Below are 16,890 nucleotides of genomic sequence, written 5' to 3' on the forward strand. Positions count from 1 at the left end.
GATGGATACATTCATTTCATATCTTTGAAAATGGCAACCTGCTCCAAGTATTTAAAAAAGCTTCAGGCATCTCATTTCCACGCCAGGCGGGGTATCTTATAACCACAAAATGTTAAGAGCTAATGGTCTTAGGTTATTGAAAAAAGAAAAATTTTTATAGAAAAAAATTAAAAAACTCTCGACAGCATACCTGATTCTTGGGATACTTTGCTCGGCTCTGGAACGAGCCTTAGTCCAACAATTAGGAGAAAATTTAAATGAAAGCAAAATTTATTGCGGGTTTATTGTCATTGTCTATCGTAACTCTTTCCGCTCATGCAGTCATCAATAAAGAAAACTCAATCAAGAAAAGCCCTCCTTTAGTGATTCATAAAATTGATCTCAATGCGGCTGATTTGTCTCAGCTTACTGGATCTATAAAAGGAATTGGCAAGAAAAGAGCGGAAGCGATTATTGCTTATCGCAAAAGCCATCACGGCTTTAAATCCTTGGAGGAACTTGCTGAAGTTAAAGGATTGGGACAGCATTTTGTGTCTGCCAATCGGGACAAACTCAATCAAATGTTCGTGGTTAATAAAATAGATTAAAAATATTTATCTATCGTTTTAATTTCTGAGGAGATGCATCGATATATGCTGCGTGCCATTATAAAACTTCTCAGAATAGCCAAGTAACAATCGATTTAATTGTGTGTTAATTTAATTGTGTGTTAAAAGGAATAGTCACTGTTGTAGGACCCCTTACAACAGTGACATAGAAAAGAAATTTTTAAACTAATGCGATTGTTTCTGGCTTCACATCATTTAGCTGATGTTGTAAATCATCAATGTTGCTCTTGAAAAATGTAAAGCTGGTGGCCTGATGAATCGGAATAAATCCTCTCTTGTGATGAATGGATTTCAAGAACTTTCCAATGTCGCTTTCTTCACCCTCATTTTTTCTTAATTCCTCATTAATTTGCTGCTCAGATAACTGAGAGATTCGATACTTTTCTTCTATAGACAACTGTTGAAAAGAAGTTTCGATGGCTTGGGTTTTTTTGTAAGGATCTGAAGAGAAGAACCCAGCGCGCTTTAAAATTCCTTGATTCATTGAATCAATAAAAGCATTAATTTTCTGTAAGCGCACAATATGAACTTGTAAATTTACTAATTCTTCTGCGGTAGTGCTCTCTATAATTTTATCTGCAACCTTTTTTGTGTCTTCCTGATTTAATCGTAAATGCCCCAGGGAGATACTTAGTTTTATTTTAGCCTCAGTTAAATCGACTGATTTAGGCTCAATCTTATCTATAGGATGTACTACTTTACTCAACTCTTCTCGAAGTTGACTATTTTGTTGTCGCAACAATTGTATCTCGGAACGAAGTTGCACTACTTCTGACGAGACATCTTTATCTGGGGAATTGGCTTGTTGACGCACCTTGTCTTGATGACGCAATATTTCATTTTCCTCTTGCAAAGATTGCAGTTGAGATCTGAGGTGTAGTACTTCCGTTAAATCCTCGCTTGGGACTAGAGTTATCTCTTCCTCTGGTTGGCTTTTGCTGCGTAATAATTCATTTTCATGCTGTAAGACTTTTAATTGCTCCTGAAGATGAATTATAAGTTGTTCTTGTTTGCTGTACGATTGAAGTTTAATTTGTAAATTTTCATTTTCTCTTTTAAGCGCATCGAATTGGCTTTTCAATTGCTCATAAGCGTCCCTTTTTTCTATGAACTTTTGTTTTTCTTTCTCAAGTTCTTTCTGTAGTTTCTGGATGGTTTCAGAAGATGAAGATTTTGTATTTCTTAATATCTCAAGTTCTTGAGTATGCTGCTTAATTTGTACTTTATTCTCTTCTAGCTCTTTTCTACTCTCTTCAAGCTGTTGCTGAATTAGACTTAATTTTCTATCTGATTCATCATGAATTGAAGTATTCTCATGTCTTAATTTTTCTAATTCTTCTTTAGTATCGGCTAATTCCTTTCTATTCCTTTCCAAAGCATTTTGCCATTGCGCTCCATAAGCTGTGATGAGTTGAGATAAAGTCATCCTTCGAAGTTCTTCTATTCGGGTGGGCTCTCTTTCCTTTTCTATAATACTTTGTCTGAATTTGCTGATGAATTCTTTTACTTTTTCAGCATTTTTTTCAATGATACCAAGTTCTTTAAATGTTTCACTGACTTCTTCTTCTCGTTTTCTCGCTTCTTCTTTTGCTTCTTTTTCCACTTGATATCGGGTATTGGCTAATCCAAAACATGCTTGACATTGAACCAGAAAGGGCCTGATAACCTCAAGATACTCACCTGCTTGTTTACTTTTACCTTTTTTTGTTTCGATAACATTCTGTAAGCTTTGTTCAATAGCCTTATACATTGATGTCCATTGTAAGTCGATTCCAGAAGTTTGTGCATGAGGCGACCCCATTTTTTTAGCCGCAGCTACGGCTGCTTTCTCTTCTAATACCAGGACATTAAAAGGAGTTCGCATGAAGTCAGCTAAATTCAAGATTGACTCAATTAAAGAATTGACGTGTTTTGCATATTTATCCTTATGCATTTTTTCCAATTGCTCCGCAGGAATGTCTTTAAATATCAGTAGCTTTAAAATTGCAGCATGTTTTTCAGATGGTTTGCCTTTGAGTCCATCAAAAAATTGTTTTGCTGTAAACCCAGGTGGAATTAATGGATTAACAAAAGTATGAACAACCTCTATTTGTTCTGGGCTTAATTCAACAATAGGAACATCATCGATAGTGATTCCTTGACGTAAATAAGCACCAAGTAAGGCAGATGCATCCTTACCTGCCATATTTAATTGAGGGATATAAAGACGTCCATCACCAAGTAAGCTTATGAAAAAGCTGATGTTTACATTTATTTTGGCATAAACCCCACAAGGATCTTTACCTTTATTGGTTTCTAATCTTAAAAATTCAAAAAGGTTTAAGAAAAGTTTACCTATGAGATCAGGATTGCCATGGGTCCACTGCGATAACTCGTTTGCTTTTAAACTACTTGGCATGATATAAAACCTTAAAGACGCACTGTATATGGAACATAAAGTGTATAATGTAATCACTTTGATAACAATTTAAGATTTTAATAAAAAAGGTAACAAAAAAGTAAATTTTTGGAACATTCAAATAACACGCTCGAATACGCAAAGATAAGGTTAATGCAATTTTTTAATATCAACTAAAGAGCCTGTACACTATTTGTCTGGAGTCATACTTTGCTATCAAACAAATATCATTGGATGCTATCCATTCCTTTTTAATTTTAAATTGTTGTATAAGAACTGTCGATTTTTATCCAAATTTAGGATAAAGTAGCGCACAAAAAAAAGAACGGGATAGTGCGGCTTATGTTCAGAAAATTAAGGGGCGTGTTTTCCAATGATTTATCTATTGATTTGGGAACAGCAAATACATTGATTTATGTAAGAGATAAAGGAATTGTTCTAAACGAACCTTCTGTGGTTGCTTTGCGCAATGAGTCAGGACAAAAACGTGTTGCTGCGGTTGGTCTTGAAGCGAAAAGAATGCTAGGAAGGACTCCAGGCAATATCAATGCCATTAGACCAATGAAAGATGGCGTAATCGCAGACTTTTTTGTTACTGAGAAAATGCTGCAGCACTTTATTCATAAAGTGCATGAAAACAAATTTTTACGCCCAAGCCCACGTGTCCTGGTTTGCGTTCCCTGTGGCTCAACACAGGTTGAACGACGTGCAATTCGGGAATCTGCAATGGGAGCTGGTGCTCGTGAAGTATTCCTAATTGAAGAGCCTATGGCAGCTGCTTTAGGATCCGGAATGCCGGTCGAAGAAGCAAGCGGCTCGATGGTTGTGGATATCGGTGGAGGTACTACTGAAGTAGCCATCATTTCCTTAAGCGGTATCGTATATCATCAATCGGTACGTATCGGGGGCGATAAGTTTGATGATGCCATTGTTTCATATGTCCGTCGTAATTACGGTACTCTTATTGGTGAAACCACTGCTGAACGAATCAAACATGAAATTGGCTCTGCGTTTCCAAGCCGCGATCTATTTGAAATCGAAGTTCGTGGAAGAAATTTAGCTGAGGGTGTTCCACGTAGTTTCATTTTAACCAGCGCAGAGATACTCGAAGCACTTCAAGAGCCTTTATCGGGAATTGTGGGTGCTGTAAGAGCTGCATTAGAATTAGCGCCACCTGAGTTAGCAGCTGATATTGCTGAACGGGGTATGGTATTAACAGGCGGCGGTGCCTTATTGAAGAACATTGATACCTTACTTATGGAAGAAACAGGCTTGCCTGTATTAATTGCTGAAGATCCACTGACCTGTGTCGCACGTGGTGGTGGTAAAGCTTTAGAAACCATGGATTTACGCGGTGGTGATTTCCTCTCAACAGAATAATAAACATAATAAGTTATTTAGCAGGAGTGGGTACAGCTCGATAGGTTTCGTACTCGCCCTTGCTTTTTCTGTTTTTCTTATGTTTTCTGACTATCATTATCGATATTTAGATAATGTGCGTAGTGGCTTTTCTTTTGTTGTAGCACCTTTACAATATGCGGTGGATTATCCTGTACGGGTTATAGGCTGGGTACAATCTCTTGTTAGTGCAAAAAAAACCTTGATTGCGGAAAATATGCAATTACGCTATCAGCAAACCATGCTTGAAGCAGAATTACAAAGATTGTTAGTGATTCAAAAAGAAAACTCACAGTTAAAAGAATTACTCCTGACCTCATCCCAGGCAAATATGAAAGCAATGGCTGCGCAGATTCTTGCGGTCGATACCAGTAACTCCCGTCAGATTGTAGTTCTTAATAAAGGTAAAAGGGATGGAGCTTATGTGGGACAGCCTGTTTTAGATGCCAAAGGCATCATGGGACAGATTGTAGATGTAGGCCCCATTACCAGTACAGTACTGCTCATCTCTGACTCAAAGAATGCAGTTCCTGTGCGTAACAATCGTACTGGGGAACGTGCAATTCTTGTGGGCAATAATAATATAGAACAATTATCCTTAATTAATTTACCCAAAACTTCATCCATCCATCCTGGGGATGTTTTAGTTACCTCGGGTTTAGATAGACATTACCCAGAAGGTTATCCTGTAGGACTTGTTGAAGAAGTTAACAGTATTCCTGGTGAGGATTTTGTTAAAGTTAAAGTGAAGCCAGTTGCTTTTCTGAACCGCAACCGTTTGGTACTGCTCATATGGCCAGATGCAGGGCAAGAGCACCTTAATGCACAAATTAACGAGCGTTTAAATGCCAAGGAGACGATGTAATGCGATATCTGCGTATTCGTTTATGCCTGGGGTTTATTATAGCTCTTCTGTTGTCCATATTACCCATGCCTGAATTGATTTCCGCATTTCGTCCCCCCTGGGTTTTATTACTCGTTCTTTACATCGAATATTTTTTACCGGGAAATTTTAAACTGACAACCTTGTTATTGGTAGGATTGTTGCTGGACGTTTTACTTGCGACCGTCATTGGCGAACATTCTTTTGCTTTACTATTTGTTACCTGGATTGCATCGAGCAAATCAAGACGCTTTCAATTTTTTTCGATGATGCAGCAAATATTCCTCATTGGATTTTTTTGCCTCTTATATCAATCCATTATTTCTTTAATCACTGCGTTACTTGGATTTAACTATAGTTTAATTACCCCTGTAGCGAGCGCTTTAGTAGGGATGTTTATTTGGCCATGGATCCGCTTACTTGGGGAGGACACATTATTGAAACGATTGGTTTACCGTTAACATTGATTAAAGATTATTTGAACTTGCCATAATGCTGAATCATGCGATATTCACCTGGACTTAAATCTCCTAATTTCCAATCACCTATACGATGGCGTATTAATCTTAAGGTGGGAAAGCCAATTGCGGCAGTCATTTTGCGAATCTGATGGTTTTTTCCTTCCTGTAAAATAATTTCTAACCAACTGGTAGGGATATTTTGACGAAAACGGACGGGTGGGTTCCTTAGCCAAACTTTGGGCTCGGCTATTATTCGAACTTCAGCAGGTAAATAAATTATGTCTTTAAGAATTAGCCCTTTTGCTAGAGGTTGTAAATCAATTTCCGTTGGAATGCCTTCTACCTGCACCCAATAATATTTTCTTTTATTAAATTTAGGATGCGTCAATCGATGTTGCAGGGCACCATTATTGGTTAACAACAACAGTCCTTCGCTATTTTTATCAAGCCTGCCTGCGGCATAGAAATTGGGTTTATTAATAAAAGCGGATAATGTCTGTTCTGGATCTTCTCCAGAAAATTGAGTGAGAACACCATAAGGTTTATTGAACAGAATAATTTCAGGCATAGGGTAGAAAGAAAGAATATCAATGCAACTATATTAAGATCTTTCTTACCTATGGGCAATTTCCCAATTTAAATTCATTGTCTTCATAGAGTAAATCTTATACAATACTCTTCATCATTGAATCGGGTAAGTGTATCAATGAAATACACAATTTTAGCTTCTTTTTTTATTTGTCAGTTAACATACGCAATGAATCATATAGTAATGGTTGGTGACGAAAGAGTAGAGATTAAACACATCGTGGGCCGCGGAAAAACCTACGTTCATGTTCATCATAATGAGCAAACAGCTTTAAGGGCGGCTGAGGCGGTAATCAAGAGGGAAGGAGGCAGCCTGATTACACTAAATCATTCTGGGGGCCGAAATATAGTATTCCATTTAAACAATCAACGTTATGAATTTGATCCCAACCGAATCTATACAGACAATGGGATACAAAAAACTCTGTCACAATTTGGTCACTATAGCCCTCAAGCGCATCAAGAAGTGAAAAAGCTAGCAAATAAAATCAAAAATATCTTACCCAAAGGAAAAATTGTGGCTGTCCATAATAACAACGGCTACTCGCTTAAAGATTATTTACCAGGCAACACATTGGAACATGATGCTCAAGCCATTCATATGGTTCCAGACAATTACTTCCGTAATTTTTACTTAGTCACTAAAATCAATGATTTTCTTCGTTTAAAAAGTCAAGGCTATAATGGGGTATTGCAAAAAGCCTCTGCTACGGATGATGGCTCTTTGTCCATATATCTTTCAAAAAAAGATTATATCAATGTTGAAGCAGGATATGATCAACTCGTTGAACAAATCAAAATGCTGCAACATGCGTAGTCTAAAACCAAGTATTTATAATTAATAAAAATGATGCTTGGGAACCAAGTTATCACATGGTATTATTTGCCTTCTCTATAATTTTTCGGAGTTGTCAATGACCTACAATAAAATCAAAGTGCCTTCACAGGGTGAAGCGATCACAGTTGCAGATGATCTGTCACTTCGTGTCCCCAATAATCCAATTATTCCCTTTATTGAGGGAGACGGTATTGGTGTCGATGTGACCCCCCCTATGATTCGAGTTGTTGATGCTGCGGTGGCAAAAGCATATGGCGACGAAAGAAAAATCGCCTGGATGGAAGTCTATGCAGGTGAAAAAGCAACTCAAGTTTATGGTTCGGATGAATGGCTGCCAAAAGAAACTTTAGAAGCTCTGAAGGAATATGTTGTTTCTATTAAGGGGCCGTTAACTACTCCAGTGGGTGGCGGCATTCGCTCACTCAATGTTGCGATTCGTCAAGAATTAGATCTTTATACCTGTTTGCGCCCAATTCGCTATTTCTCCGGTGTTCCAAGTCCACTAAAAGAACCAGAAAAAACAGACATGGTGATATTTAGAGAAAATTCTGAAGATATTTATGCTGGAATAGAATGGAAAGCTGATTCACCTGAAGCCAAAAAAGTAATTGATTTCTTGATGAATGATATGGGCGTTAAAAAAATTCGTTTCCCTGAGCATTGCGGTATAGGGGTTAAACCTGTATCTAAGGAAGGTACTACGCGGTTAGTCAGAGCAGCAATCCAATATGCTATAGATAATGATCGTGACACAGTAACTTTGGTTCATAAAGGTAATATTATGAAATTTACTGAAGGTGCCTTTAAAGATTGGGGTTACCAGGTTGCTCGAGATGTTTTTGGGGCCAAAGAATATGAAGGCGGACCCTGGATGGAATTTAAAAATCCAAAAACAGGCAAACAAATCATTATCAATGATGTAATCGCTGATGCGTTCCTACAACAAATACTTTTGAGACCAGAGGATTACAGCGTGATTGCAACGCTTAATCTCAACGGAGATTACATTTCTGACGCTTTGGCAGCACAAGTAGGCGGTATTGGCATTGCTCCAGGTGCTAATATAAGTGATAAAGTTGCTGTATTTGAAGCAACCCATGGAACTGCACCTAAATATGCGGGAAAAAATAAGGTAAATCCTGGCTCCATTATTCTTTCTGCGGAAATGATGTTGCGGCATATGGGCTGGAATGAAGCTGCTGATTTAATTATTAAAGGCATGCAAAGTGCTATAGCAGCTAAAACAGTGACATACGACTTTGAACGCGGTATGACTGGCGCAACTTTGGTGAGCAGTTCTGGCTTTGGCGATGAAATAATTAAACATATGTAAGTTGTCTTATAAAGTGGCCGTAGGGAACGACTGAAATTAAGTGAGCATTTAACTTATTCTGGTTTCAAGTTGCTTCCCTAGGGTTACCATTTAACATCATTTATGGTTTATACCTTTAATGAATGCTATCTAACCAATATGTTTTTGATTATTTCAAAGACTAATTTTTTCAATAAAATTAGCTGATTTTACTGGCCAAAAGCGCGTAAGGAGTCTATAAAAATATATAGAGGTTGTATGTTATGAGCGGGCAAAATTTAGAGGAAATTATAAGGCCTAAAGTAGCTGATCCTGAGCTGAGCACAGAAATCAGAGTGCCTAGAAAGTACAAAGTAGTATTGCTCAATGATGATTATACACCTATGGATTTTGTAGTTGATGTACTGAAGCATTTCTTCCATTTGAATGAAGAACTTGCAGTTCAGGTGATGTTACAGGTTCATATCCAAGGAAAAGGCGTGTGTGGGGTATTTACTCGAGATATAGCAGAAACAAAAGTAGCGCTGGTAAATGAATACGCCAGAATGAATCAGCACCCATTGCTATCCAGCATGGAACCCGAGTAATTTGCTGTGGGCTGAAGAGGAGCAACGACAATGTTAAATAAAGAACTTGAATTCACCTTGAATCTCGCTTTCAAGGAAGCAAAGGAAAAACGGCATGAATTTATGACTGTTGAGCATTTGTTGTTGTCATTACTTGATAATCCAGCAGCCGGAAGTGTCTTGCAGGCATGCGATGCCAATATTGAAGCATTACGTCGCGATCTGATTGAGTTTATAGACGAAACAACTCCCAGAATCCCTGAAGATGAATTAGACAGGGAAACACAACCTACCCTTGGTTTCCAACGTGTTCTACAACGTGCAGTATTTCATGTTCAATCTGCAGGGAAAACTGAGGTAACTGGAGCGAATGTTCTAGCAGCTATTTTTAGCGAACAAGAAAGTCAGGCAGTTTATTTTTTACGTCGTGAAAATATTACTCGCCTCGATGTAATCAATTATATATCTCATGGCGTCTCTAAATATCAAAACAACGACATGCATGAGAATATGAATTCTATGGAAGACGATATGGGCTCATCAGAAGGTAATGAGTCACCATTAGAAAGTTATTGTACGAATCTTAACAGACGTGCAAAACAAGGTAAGATCGATCCTTTAATCGGCCGCCATGAAGAAGTTCAACGAACCATTCAAGTGTTATGCCGCCGAAGGAAAAATAATCCTTTACTTGTCGGTGAAGCCGGAGTAGGTAAAACAGCCATAGCAGAAGGTTTGGCCCGACGTATTGTTGATGGGGAAATCCCTGATGCCATACGAGATTGTATTGTATATTCTCTCGATTTGGGTGCTTTGCTTGCCGGAACGAAATATCGCGGTGACTTTGAAAAACGATTAAAGGCCGTACTAAAGCAATTAGGACAACAGGAAGGCGCTGTTCTGTTTATTGATGAAATTCATACGATTATCGGTGCTGGCGCAGCATCCGGTGGCGTTATGGATGCATCCAATTTGATTAAACCCCTTTTAGCAAACGGCGAATTAAAATGTATTGGATCTACAACCTATCAGGAATACCGGGGTATATTTGAGAAAGATCGTGCTTTAGCAAGACGATTCCAAAAAATCGATATTCCCGAACCCACTGTTGATGAAACATTTGAAATTCTGAAAGGCTTAAAAGGTCGTTTGGAAGAACATCATGGCGTGAAGTTTACTATACCGGCACTAAAAGCAGCGGCAGAATTATCTGCAAAATATATTAATGACCGCTTTTTACCAGATAAAGCCATTGATGTGGTTGATGAGGCAGGAGCTTATCAGAATTTATTAACAGCGAGTAAACGCAAAAAGATCATCAGTGTTACTGAAATTGAAAGCGTGGTGGCAAAAATTGCGCGGATACCCATTAAGAAAGTATCTGCTCGAGATAAAGATACCCTGCGAAATTTAGAACGAGATTTAAAACTTTTAGTATATGGCCAAGATCAAGCAATTACTGCTTTAGCTTCTGCGATAAAATTAGGTCGCTCAGGTCTGAGAGATCCTCAAAAACCTGTAGGGTGCTTCTTATTTGCTGGACCAACAGGTGTTGGAAAAACAGAGGTGACCCGACAGTTGGCTAATGTTTTGGGAATAGAATTACTGCGTTTTGATATGTCTGAATACATGGAAAAACATACTGTATCTCGTTTAATTGGTGCACCTCCAGGATATGTAGGATATGATCAGGGTGGGTTGCTGACCGAAGCCGTTACCAAAAACCCTCATGCAGTATTATTGCTCGATGAAATTGAAAAAGCGCATCCTGATGTTTTTAACCTGTTGTTGCAAATTATGGATCATGGCGTGTTGACGGATACTAATGGACGCCAAGCTGATTTTAGGCATATTATTCTAGTCATGACCTCTAATGCCGGGGCAGGGGAGCTGGTTCGAAATTCAATTGGTTTTTCGCAACAGGACAACAGTAACGATGGACTTGAGGTCATTAAAAAGCAATTTAGTCCTGAATTCCGCAACAGACTTGATGCAATCATTAATTTTGCGCCACTGGATTCAGTGACTATCGGTTTAGTGGTGGATAAATTCATTATGGAACTGGATGAGCAATTAAGCCATAAAGGAGTCACCTTTAATGTGGATAAAATGGCTCGCGAATGGCTGATTGAGCATGGGTATGATAAAGTGATGGGCGCTCGTCCAATGGCCAGGTTGATTCAAGAAAATGTCAAAAAACCTCTGGCGGATGAACTTTTATTTGGTAAATTGGTGCATGGCGGGCATGTGACTTTAAAAGTAAAAGATGGGAAATTGCATTTTGATAGTCACGATCATCGAGAGGGCGTTTTTTAATGTCGTTGTCTGTAATAATAATAACTAAAAATGAAGAGAGGAATATCAGACGCTGTCTTGAATCCGTCCAGTTTGCTGATGAAATAATAGTGCTGGATTCAGGCAGCACTGATAAAACAGTTGCTATCGCTAAAGAATATACAGAGCATGTATATTCTACCGACTGGCCTGGTTATGGAGCCCAAAAACAAAGGGCCTTGGCAAAAGCGACAAAAGATTGGGTGTTGAATCTGGATGCGGATGAATCCATAAGTAAAGAATTACAACTCGAAATCCTTCACAGCATCAACTCAGATAGAGCAGATGCTTTCCGAATTGCAATTCAAATGTATTTTTATAATCAGCCCTTAAAATATTCTTCCAGTCCCAAAAGACATGCGCGGCTTTTTAAAAGGGCTAATGCATCTTTTAGTCATGACATAGTCCATGAAAAAATCGTTCTTCCTGAAAATACACGTATAGGGCAATTGAAAAATGTGATTATGCATCACTCTTTTAAAGATGTAAGCCATATGCTGTATAAGTTGAATAGGTATTCATCATATAGTGCTAAAACATATATTTTAAAAAGAAGAAATTCAAGCCTTTTAAAAACGATGGCAAGTACATCATGGATGTTTTTCAGATGCTATATCTTGCAACGTGGATTTATGGATGGCAGAATAGGTCTTTTATTTGCAATTTTTAATGCTCAAGGAACTTTTTATCGTGGTATCAAGCAATTGTATCAAGACAGCAACATGGATCAATTGCCTTCCTTGGAAAAAGGCACAGAGGAACTGATTTGAGACTGAGCTTCTTGGATGAAAAAAATAGCCCTTTTGTCCCGGCTTTTCTTGTGTTATTGGTATTTTTTACTCCTATTAGTACCAGCATTAAGTCTATATTATTAATCGTCACCCCTTTAGTTATTCTGTTAACTCCTTATTACCGGCATCTTTTATATTATGCTTTTAAAACGATTTGGGTTCGCGCTGCCTTCCTATTATTTTTATTTGTACTCATCGCCTGTTTTTGGTCCGAGGCCACATTCTCTTTGCAATACAATATCATTAATAAATACTCCAAATTACTCTTCTTACCAATTTTTGCTGTGGGTTTTGCGAGACCTAAAACCCGGTTGTGGGTTTTAAATGCTTACATCATAGTCATGCTGCTTACTTGTATTTGCTCCATTATTAAGTCATTCACTATTTTATTTATATATCATCCCGACCCCGGGCAAGTATTTTTCAACCATATTATTACTGGCTTTATGGTGGCTTTGGGCGTTTATTTTGCGGGACTACTTGCTTTCGATAAAAGTAAGAGTAGACGGTGGCGTATTTTGTATCTGTCTATGGTCGTTCTCGGGAGTTATCAAACTTTCTTTATTAATCCGGGAAGGACTGGTTATATTATTTATGGAATTTTAGCTACTTTATTCATTGTTCAAAAATTTCCCTTAAAAAAAGCATTCATTGGGCTGGTCCTATTCACTGTCGCCATTGGCCTTACCTTTATTTTAAGCCCAGTGATGAAGGAGGGCACTCGCGCGTTGATGAATGACATTAAATTGCTAAAGCATCATCAAGCAGACACATCCTTAGGTTTTAGAATACAGTTTCATCAATATGCGCAATCTTTATTTGAAAAGCACCCCATACTCGGTGTTGGTACCGGGGGTTTCCAATATAATTTTGTCAAAGATCAACCGATACCCTCTTGGGGGCACAAGCTCAATGAACCTCATAGCCAATATTGGTTAACCCTTTCTGAACTGGGGCTGGTAGGAATGTGCTTTTTTCTTCTGTTCATAGGATCTTTATTTATTACAACATTTCAGCTTGAGGAAATGAAACCTTTCCTTCTCGGATTTTTGGTTTCTTTTTGTGTGTTATGTTTTTCGGATACGATATTCTGTTATTCAACCATTGGTCATTTATTAATCATTTTTAGTAGCATGTGCTTTGGCGAAATCATTCAAAGAAAGGCAGTGGCACAGGATTTTGAGGGAGTCGCTCCACGCAATTTCGAATTAGGTATCAGCTGTTAGATCAAAAAAATGTACCGGCCAAAAATGATAAAAATGATTTACTGGTCCATTTCCTAAACCCATATGCTCGTTTTTAGCAGACAAAATAGCATGGTATAAATAGTTTTTTGCAATGCGACATGCTTCTAATAAATCAACCTGATGCGCCAGGCCCGCGGCTATAGCTGCTGAGAGGGTACATCCAGTGCCATGGGTATTTTTAGAATATATCCTTCGACTTTCCAACCAATGCGTTTCTCCTTTGGTACCTATTAATAAATCATTGGAATTAGGATTCTCTACAAGATGTCCCCCTTTAAGCAATACATATTTTGAGCCAAAATCTAGTATTCTTTGACCAATCTCTATCATGTCTCTCTCAGATGATGCATGGACAATCCCAGTTAATACAGAAGCTTCCGGAAGATTGGGAGTCACCAAAGTGGCCAATGGTATTAATTCGGTGATCATAGCCTCTACAGCACTTTCTAATAACAAGGGGTGCCCGCTTTTAGCCACCATTACAGGATCAAGAACAATTGGGATAGAGGATGCTCTTTTTTTAAGAATGGATGAAACCAGTTCGATGATTTCCATTGTAAAAAGCATGCCTATTTTAATACTGTCAGGCTCAATATCATCGAAGATTGCATTCAGTTGATCCTCTATTGCCTGCAGTGGAATGGGATAACATTGCCTCACACCACAAGTATTTTGCACAGGTAAGGCAGTGAGTACAGTCATGCCATAGCAACCCAACGCAGAAAAGGTTTTAAGATCGGCTTGAATTCCGGCACCACCAGAACCATCAAAACCAGCTATAGATAAAGCTTTATATTGCATGTAGAGGTGCTCTTCAGATAATGTGGAAGAAACAAAGCAGAACCTAAAAAGTGAATAGACACTTAAAATATGGATTTAGTTAGATTCACCTATTTATAGAATTGGTATCCAATGGGTGGGGAGGACATTACCAGGCTGCAATCTTCTCTTCCGGACGTAACGAACATTCTTCAGAAACAGAGCCATCGTTGCATACCACATAGCCATTCACATTAAATGCATCAACTACTCCGCCTTTCCATAAACAGCAACCCCTGAAGAGTTGTAAATCCATAACCGCGTGAGGCGTGCAATAACAAGCTGAATAAAAGCCATTATTACAAACAAGACGTCCTGCTGATGAGTCACAGTAGCTGATGCCGCCCATTTGACTACAGCACCCAGAAATGAAAAATTGAGTTGCAAATGTGGGTGAAATAGAAAGACTTAATATACTGGTATAAAAAAGTTTTTTAAGTAAATGCATCGGGCTTTCTCGGATTTATTTTTCTTTTTAGAATACCATAGGGTTTGTTTGCATTTCTACTCCCTTGGGCAAACTGTCCTGATTTCTTACGCGTTAATTTCGCTATTTTATTCTTCCAATAGAAACTTTGACTCGGGGCTTCAAAACGACAAAATGTTCCTTTAAAAATTATTGGATGAAACTTGAAATATTTGTACATATTCAGGATAGGACCCAAATAAATAACTTACAGCAAAACCAGCTAAAAGGCCAAATAAATGAGATTCCCAGGAAACACCTTTTTCTTTTGGGAAAATACCGAAAAAAATACCAGCAAAATAGTAGAGGCTGATGATTCCTAATATAATAGTAGTAAAAGTTGCCCTTTGATAAATATTACTGACCAGAAAGCCCCAGTAACCCGTGATTAATCCACTTGCACCTATGTGTAAACCCGGTTTTGCAAAGCACCAGATTGCTATTCCACTTAAAACAGTAATAAGAATCGTCACAATAATATAATAAAGAAGTCCATTAATTAAGATAAAATTACTGAGCACGAGCAGTGGGATTGAATTAAAAAATATATGATTAAAATTGGCATGCAGAAGCGGGGCAAATAGAATGCCAGGTATTCCCATTAATCGTCTTGGAATAATTCCAAGAAATAATATTTTTTTCCAAAAAAGACTCAGAAAATAGAAGAGCCAGGGAATCATCAAAATAATTTCCAATGCTGGAATATTATTTTTTGTTTGGCTTATGATAAAATCAAGACTGTTACTTAATTCTTCAAGCATTTCTTACTCATGTATTTGAACGACTTCACAGGTTAAATTTCCCTCTGCTAAACGCACATTAATCCTATCACCTGTACTTACTTGTTTGTTAGAGTACAATACCTTTTCGTCCTTCATTGCAATAGCATACCCTCTATCCAGTGTAGCCAAGGGACTGACAGCGTGCAAGGTAGATAATTGCGATCTGAGCTGGTAATTAAGTAATTGAATTTTATTTTGAATATGATGGATGAGTTGTGCTGAAATTTTTTGTAACAGTATCTGGGTTTGCTTGATTTGGGTTTTAGGATTTTTCGCATTCAAATGGTTTGTATTTAGATGCAACTGATGCAATTTTTGTTTGAGGATATAGCACATATGGGCAATTAATTGGCGTTCCAGATAATCCGTGGTTTGCCAATGGCTTGAAATAGTTTTTTTCGGAGAGCATATTTTCTCCGTGAGATGGTGTAGTTTGATTTGATATTTCTGCAAAAATCTGTGGATTGCTTCCTGTAGACGAAAAATGGAATGGTTTAATGATCTGAATAAATCTTGACAATCAGGTGTTACCAATGTGGCAGCAGCTGTGGGGGTTTCCGCTCTATAATCTGCGACAAAGTCAGCAATGGTGAAATCTGTTTCATGGCCAACTCCGGAGACAATAGGAATCGAGCTACTTGAAATCTGTCGCGCTAATTGCTCATTGTTAAATGCCCACAGATCCTCGATACTTCCTCCACCACGAGCCAGCAAAAGCACATCACACCTATTTTCCTTATTTGCTCTTATTAATGCACGGATCAGTTGTTGTGCTGCGCCGGCACCTTGTACTTCACTAGGATAAATGAGTACTGAAGCTATAGGAAAACGCCGGGATAAAGTCGATAATATATCACGAATTGCTGCCCCGGTTGTCGATGTGATAACTCCAATGGTGCGAGGCATGGATGGTATGGGTTTTTTTCGGATTGAATCAAACAATCCTTCGGCAGCAAGTTTATTTTTTAACTCTTCAAAACGTTGATAAAGTGCCCCTAAACCTGCTTCGGTGATTTGATCCACAATCAATTGGTAATCACCACGGGCCTCGTAAAGGCTTAATTTGCCACTCGCTACTATATGTTGCCCGTCGGATAATTTGTTTGTAAAAAGGCTGATATGACGGCTTTTAAAATAAACACAGCGAATTTGGGCTTTACTGTCTTTTAAAGTAAAGTAATAATGCCCGGATACGGGTTTGCTTAAATTAGAAACTTCTCCTTCCACATGAATTAAACCAAGTTCATTTTCAAGATAACTTTTAACTTGTCGGTTAAGTTGACTGACCGTCAGGATCGCATTGGCTTTTTCAATAAACAATTTGGAATCATCCATAGAGAAATTAAAAAATGTCTACAGTACTACATTTATTTTTGTAAGGTAGGGTATCAAAGATACT

General features: G+C 38.1%; 16 protein-coding genes. 10 read left to right on the plus strand and 6 right to left on the minus strand.

All coding sequences use genetic code 11. The features are described 5' to 3' along the window. The first annotated feature begins 257 nt into the window (after positions 1–257). The gene (locus BU07_RS0107935) at positions 258–587 is read left to right on the plus strand and encodes a ComEA family DNA-binding protein (RefSeq protein WP_031564960.1); all 330 of its coding nucleotides are present in this window, start codon (positions 258–260) and stop codon (positions 585–587) included. 181 nt (positions 588–768) lie between these two features. Here BU07_RS0107935 and BU07_RS0107940 read toward each other — a convergent pair whose 3' ends face one another. After that, positions 769–3,006 (minus strand): coiled-coil domain-containing protein, encoded by a 2,238-nt coding sequence (locus BU07_RS0107940; protein ID WP_031564962.1) that lies wholly within the window; start codon positions 3,004–3,006, stop codon positions 769–771. Positions 3,007–3,348: 342 nt separating this feature from the next. Here BU07_RS0107940 and BU07_RS0107945 point away from each other — a divergent pair, with 342 nt between their 5' ends. From BU07_RS0107945 to mreD, 3 genes are read left to right on the plus strand one after another with little or no spacing between them, the layout of a single operon-like run. Then, on the plus strand, positions 3,349–4,386 hold the full coding sequence (locus BU07_RS0107945) for a rod shape-determining protein (protein ID WP_003636696.1): 1,038 nt from the start codon (positions 3,349–3,351) through the stop codon (positions 4,384–4,386). Continuing rightward, entirely contained in the window at positions 4,364–5,269 is a 906-nt protein-coding gene (mreC, locus tag BU07_RS0107950; protein ID WP_031564973.1) for a rod shape-determining protein MreC, read from the plus strand. The genes BU07_RS0107945 and mreC overlap by 23 nt, the downstream gene beginning before the upstream one ends. Beyond that, positions 5,269–5,748: a rod shape-determining protein MreD gene (mreD, locus tag BU07_RS0107955; protein WP_031564975.1), complete on the plus strand. Its 480-nt coding sequence runs from the start codon at positions 5,269–5,271 to the stop codon at positions 5,746–5,748. Before mreC ends, mreD begins: the two co-directional genes overlap by 1 nt. A gap of 13 nt (positions 5,749–5,761) precedes the next feature. Here the strand turns inward: mreD and BU07_RS0107960 are convergent, their stop codons facing one another. Beyond that, on the minus strand, positions 5,762–6,316 hold the full coding sequence (locus BU07_RS0107960) for a pseudouridine synthase (RefSeq protein WP_031564980.1): 555 nt from the start codon (positions 6,314–6,316) through the stop codon (positions 5,762–5,764). Between the two features lie 138 nt (positions 6,317–6,454). Here BU07_RS0107960 and BU07_RS0107965 point away from each other — a divergent pair, with 138 nt between their 5' ends. The 6 genes from BU07_RS0107965 (at position 6,455) to BU07_RS0107990 (ending at position 13,403) form a co-directional block, all read left to right on the plus strand. Next, positions 6,455–7,153 (plus strand): hypothetical protein, encoded by a 699-nt coding sequence (locus BU07_RS0107965; protein WP_031564982.1) that lies wholly within the window; start codon positions 6,455–6,457, stop codon positions 7,151–7,153. A 97-nt stretch (positions 7,154–7,250) separates the two neighbouring features. Continuing rightward, on the plus strand, positions 7,251–8,507 hold the full coding sequence (icd, locus tag BU07_RS0107970) for an NADP-dependent isocitrate dehydrogenase (RefSeq protein WP_031564985.1): 1,257 nt from the start codon (positions 7,251–7,253) through the stop codon (positions 8,505–8,507). Between the two features lie 242 nt (positions 8,508–8,749). Further along, positions 8,750–9,073 (plus strand): ATP-dependent Clp protease adapter ClpS, encoded by a 324-nt coding sequence (gene clpS, locus BU07_RS0107975; protein ID WP_031564987.1) that lies wholly within the window; start codon positions 8,750–8,752, stop codon positions 9,071–9,073. A 30-nt stretch (positions 9,074–9,103) separates the two neighbouring features. Further along, a complete protein-coding gene (gene clpA / locus BU07_RS0107980) occupies positions 9,104–11,368 on the plus strand; it encodes an ATP-dependent Clp protease ATP-binding subunit ClpA (RefSeq protein WP_031564988.1) in 2,265 nt (754 codons plus the stop codon). After that, a complete protein-coding gene (locus BU07_RS0107985; protein WP_031564990.1) occupies positions 11,368–12,156 on the plus strand; it encodes a glycosyltransferase family 2 protein in 789 nt (262 codons plus the stop codon). The genes clpA and BU07_RS0107985 overlap by 1 nt, the downstream gene beginning before the upstream one ends. Beyond that, positions 12,153–13,403 (plus strand): O-antigen ligase family protein, encoded by a 1,251-nt coding sequence (locus tag BU07_RS0107990; protein WP_051635511.1) that lies wholly within the window; start codon positions 12,153–12,155, stop codon positions 13,401–13,403. The genes BU07_RS0107985 and BU07_RS0107990 overlap by 4 nt, the downstream gene beginning before the upstream one ends. Here BU07_RS0107990 and thiD read toward each other — a convergent pair. The 4 genes from thiD to xseA form a co-directional block, all read right to left on the minus strand. Beyond that, positions 13,386–14,225: a bifunctional hydroxymethylpyrimidine kinase/phosphomethylpyrimidine kinase gene (gene thiD, locus BU07_RS0107995; RefSeq protein WP_031564994.1), complete on the minus strand. Its 840-nt coding sequence runs from the start codon at positions 14,223–14,225 to the stop codon at positions 13,386–13,388. The genes BU07_RS0107990 and thiD overlap by 18 nt on opposite strands. Before the next feature lie 127 nt (positions 14,226–14,352). Next, positions 14,353–14,691 (minus strand): hypothetical protein, encoded by a 339-nt coding sequence (locus tag BU07_RS0108000; protein ID WP_031564998.1) that lies wholly within the window; start codon positions 14,689–14,691, stop codon positions 14,353–14,355. A 161-nt stretch (positions 14,692–14,852) separates the two neighbouring features. Further along, positions 14,853–15,470 (minus strand): rhomboid family intramembrane serine protease, encoded by a 618-nt coding sequence (locus BU07_RS0108010; RefSeq protein WP_031565003.1) that lies wholly within the window; start codon positions 15,468–15,470, stop codon positions 14,853–14,855. 3 nt (positions 15,471–15,473) lie between these two features. After that, the gene (gene xseA / locus BU07_RS0108015; protein ID WP_423202571.1) at positions 15,474–16,811 is read right to left on the minus strand and encodes an exodeoxyribonuclease VII large subunit; all 1,338 of its coding nucleotides are present in this window, start codon (positions 16,809–16,811) and stop codon (positions 15,474–15,476) included. Between the last annotated feature and the right edge of the window lie 79 nt (positions 16,812–16,890).

Source organism: Legionella wadsworthii DSM 21896 = ATCC 33877 (assembly GCF_000701265.1).
GTDB classification, from domain to species: Bacteria; Pseudomonadota; Gammaproteobacteria; order Legionellales; family Legionellaceae; genus Legionella; species Legionella wadsworthii.